Below are 3,413 nucleotides of genomic sequence, written 5' to 3' on the forward strand. Positions count from 1 at the left end.
AAGAGCCAGACCCCCGCCTCGGCCACCACCATGCCCGCCCCGGCATCGATTCGCCGGATTCGGTTCATCCGCCGCATCGACAGGATCAGCGCCGATCCGTCGGCGGGCGGCGTTGCGCCGCCGACCATCGAGCTGTTGCCCCCCTGCGGCACCAGCGGCACGCGGTGTTCGGCCGCCGCGCGCAGCACCGCCTGCACCTGCCCGGTATCGGCGGGAGCGACGATGGCGGGCGCATGGCCCGAAAAGCGGCGGCGCCAGTCGATCTCCCACGGCGCGATCAGCGCGGGGTCGGTGATGATGCCCTTGGGCCCCAAAACGGGACGCAGGGCTTCCAGAAAGGCGGTCTGGGCGGGGTTCATGCGGATTCGACTAGGCCAGGTTCATAAAGCGTTCAACGATACGGCGTATGAAGACAGGCAAAGACATGCCGCGCCGCCACCAAAGCTTTGCCGCCATCACCCTGATGACGCTGACGACGCCCGCCCTTTTGGGGGCGACGGACCCGATTCCGATGTCCGGTCCGCCAGTCCATTACGCGCAGTTGATCATGCGCGAACGTGTCGTGATCCGTGTCCCCCGCACCGCACCGCCCCCCGCCCCGACCCGGTGGAAGGAGCGGAAAGGGCCCCGCTGCATCCCCGCGCAGCAGCTGGCGGGCGCGCTTCCGGCCGAGGAAGGCGCGGTCGACATCGTGCTGACCGGCAACAAGCGGGTCCGCGCGCGACTGGTCCGCGCCTGCCGCCAGATCGATTATTATTCCAGCTTCTACATCCGCCCCGGTCGCGACGGACAGATTTGTGCCGGTCGCGATCCGATCCGCACCCGGGCGGGCCGGACCTGTGAGATCGAGCGGTTCCGGGCGCTGATTCCGGTCCGCTGAACCTCCCCGTCGCGGGCCACAGACGGAACGGAGGGCGGCTTCCTCAAGGCTCAGGCCACGGTCGCGCAGGACGGTCAGCAGTATCGCCCCGCCGGCCCCGATCCGTAGAACAGAATATATTGCCAGTTCGCTCGCATCCGCGTAATTCGGGTAGATAATTTCAGGCCATGCCCAAACCATTACAATAAAATATTTCTTCTATTACTTCAGTCGCTTGGAAGGAATTTTATGCGCCATCTCGTCATCGCAGCGGCCGGGCTTCTGGCGGCATGTGGATCGAGCGAAAAGTCGACGACGATCGGGGGGGCGACTTTCAGTACGGACGGGGACAAGGGGTCCGCCAAGATCACCACCTCAGAGGGCACGCTAAAGACCAGCGAGGGCGCGGCCGCCGCCAGTGTCACCATGCCCGACTTCGCGCCCCGCTACCCAGGCGCGACCATCTCAGCCGTGCTGGAGAGCGAAAGCGGCGGCAAGAAGACCAAAATGGTCACGTTCGCCACCGCCGACCCGGTAGAGAAGGTTTTCGCTTTCTATAAGACGGCGCTGACCAGCAAAGGATGGAAGCTGAAGCAATCCCTTTCTGGAGGCGAAGGCGGCCAGTCCGTCGCGATGGGCGGTGCCGAGAAGGACGGTCGAGAGGTATCGTTTACGATTGCTCGAAGCGAAGAGGGCAAGACCGAGGCCGTCATCAACGTGCCCGGCGACTGATCGTCGGGGGCCGCCCTGGCCGAACGCTCCGCTCGCACACCATCCGCGTGGCGCGGAGGAGTCGGTTTTCCTAGGCTCAGAACTGTGGAAAACTTGACTTTCGCCGCCAAATCCGCAAGCGCGCAGAACTGCTGGGCGCGTGCGGGGCGATTCCCGCCTGGCGTCAAATTTCGGAAAACTGCATGAGCTTTGCCGATCTCGGCCTCTCCGACGAACTTCTGAAGGCGGTCAACGACGCCGGCTATACCGAGCCGACGCCAATTCAGGCCTCCGCCATTCCTTCCGTGCTGATGATGCGCGACATCATCGGCATCGCGCAGACGGGGACGGGCAAGACCGCCGCCTTCGTGCTGCCGATGATCGATATCCTTGCGCATGGCCGCAGCCGCGCCCGGATGCCGCGCAGCCTGATCCTGGAGCCGACGCGCGAACTCGCCGCGCAGGTCGCCGAGAATTTCGAGAAATACGGCGCCGGCCAGAAGCTTTCGATGGCGCTGCTGATCGGCGGCGTGTCGATGGGCGACCAGATCAAGGCGCTGGAAAAGGGCGTCGACGTGCTGATCGCGACGCCGGGCCGCCTGATGGACCTGTTCCAGCGCGGTAACATCCTGCTGACCGGCTGCTCGATGCTGGTCATCGACGAGGCCGACCGGATGCTCGACATGGGGTTCATCCCCGATATCGAGGAAATCTGCACCAAGCTGCCCGCGCAGCGCCAGACGCTGCTCTTCTCGGCGACCATGCCGCCGCCGATCAAGAAGCTGGCCGACAAGTTCCTGGAAAATCCCAAGACGATCGAGGTCGCGCGTCCCGCATCGACCAACATCAACATCGCCCAGTTCGTCGTGCCGGTCGCACCCCAGTCGTTCGAGAAGCGCAAGCGCCTGCGCCAGCTGCTTGGACAGGAAGAGGTGCGCAACGCGATCATCTTCTGCAACCGCAAGACGACGGTGCGCGAGCTGAACAAGTCGCTCAAGCAGCACGGCTTCCGCTCGGGCGAAATCCATGGCGACATGGAACAGCCGCAGCGCCTGGCTGAGCTGGAGCTATTCAAGCGCGGCGACATCAACATCCTGGTCGCCTCCGACGTCGCGGCGCGCGGGTTGGACATCAAGGGCGTCAGCCACGTCTTCAACTTCGACGCGCCCTGGCACCCGGACGATTATGTCCACCGTATCGGCCGCACCGGCCGGGGCGGCGCGACCGGCACCGCCTATACCTTCGTCGCGCCCGATGACGCCGAGAATCTCGAAAATATCGAGAAGCTGACCGGCCAGAAGATCGACCGCCTCGAACTGCCCGCTCCGGCCGAGGAAGAGCGTCCCGCCCGTCGCACGCGTCGCGATCGCAGCGCCCGCCCGGCCGAGGTCGAGACGGTCGAAACCCAGACCGAGACGGTCGAGCAAGCCCCCCGCGCCCGTCCCGCCCGTGCACGTCGTGAGGAGCCCCGTCGCGATGAGCCACGCCGCGAAGAGCCGCGTCGGGAACAGCCCCGCTTCGAGGAACCGCGCGCACCGCGCCGGGACGATCGCCGCGACCGTCGCCGCTCCAATGCCGACGAAACGCCCGATGACGGCGGCTGGAACGGCCCGATCCCGGACTTCCTGAAGGTTTCGTTCGGGATCTGACGGCGCGTCATGTCGCTCGACATCATCAGCTTCGTCGAACCGCAACCCGCCAGTCTCGCCAGCCCGTGTGTGCTTGTCTGCACGATGGACAAGGCCACCGGCTGGTGCCTGGGCTGTGCGCGGACGATCCGCGAAATCTCCAATTGGAGCGCCAAGCCCGCCGAGGAACGCCGCGCGATCCTGGCGGCGCTGCC

Annotated in this window: 5 protein-coding genes; 4 read left to right on the forward strand and 1 reads right to left on the reverse strand. The window is 65.6% G+C overall.

Annotated features, from left to right (window positions below; all coding sequences use genetic code 11):
- Positions 1 to 359 (reverse strand): FAD-binding oxidoreductase (locus tag SB4_RS06390; RefSeq protein ID WP_153006100.1); only part of this gene is annotated, 359 nt, incomplete at its 3' end.
- Between the two features lie 47 nt (positions 360 to 406).
- Between SB4_RS06390 and SB4_RS06395 the strand changes: the two genes are divergently transcribed.
- From SB4_RS06395 to SB4_RS06410, 4 genes are all read left to right on the forward strand, one after another.
- Complete coding sequence (locus tag SB4_RS06395; protein ID WP_153006101.1) at positions 407 to 880, forward strand: hypothetical protein; 474 nt, start codon at positions 407 to 409, stop codon at positions 878 to 880.
- Between the two features lie 228 nt (positions 881 to 1,108).
- Positions 1,109 to 1,591 (forward strand): hypothetical protein, encoded by a 483-nt coding sequence (locus SB4_RS06400; protein ID WP_058734229.1) that lies wholly within the window; start codon positions 1,109 to 1,111, stop codon positions 1,589 to 1,591.
- A 182-nt stretch (positions 1,592 to 1,773) separates the two neighbouring features.
- Positions 1,774 to 3,219, forward strand: coding sequence for a DEAD/DEAH box helicase (locus SB4_RS06405; RefSeq protein WP_058751894.1), 1,446 nt, complete (start codon positions 1,774 to 1,776; stop codon positions 3,217 to 3,219).
- Between the two features lie 9 nt (positions 3,220 to 3,228).
- The coding region (locus SB4_RS06410) for a DUF1289 domain-containing protein (RefSeq protein WP_058751895.1) at positions 3,229 to 3,413 on the forward strand (185 nt) is incomplete at its 3' end.

It is taken from the genome of Sphingomonas sanguinis, assembly GCF_001476905.1.
Lineage (GTDB): Bacteria > Pseudomonadota > Alphaproteobacteria > Sphingomonadales > Sphingomonadaceae > Sphingomonas > Sphingomonas sanguinis_B.

What these genes read in the sequence shown, in the direction of transcription:
- SB4_RS06405 (WP_058751894.1), top strand. Translation starts at nt 1,774, where the DNA reads ATGAGCTTTGCCGATCTCGGCCTCTCCGACGAACTTCTGAAGGCGGTC.
- SB4_RS06400 (WP_058734229.1), top strand. Translation starts at nt 1,109, where the DNA reads ATGCGCCATCTCGTCATCGCAGCGGCCGGGCTTCTGGCGGCATGTGGA.
- SB4_RS06395 (WP_153006101.1), top strand. Translation starts at nt 407, where the DNA reads ATGAAGACAGGCAAAGACATGCCGCGCCGCCACCAAAGCTTTGCCGCC.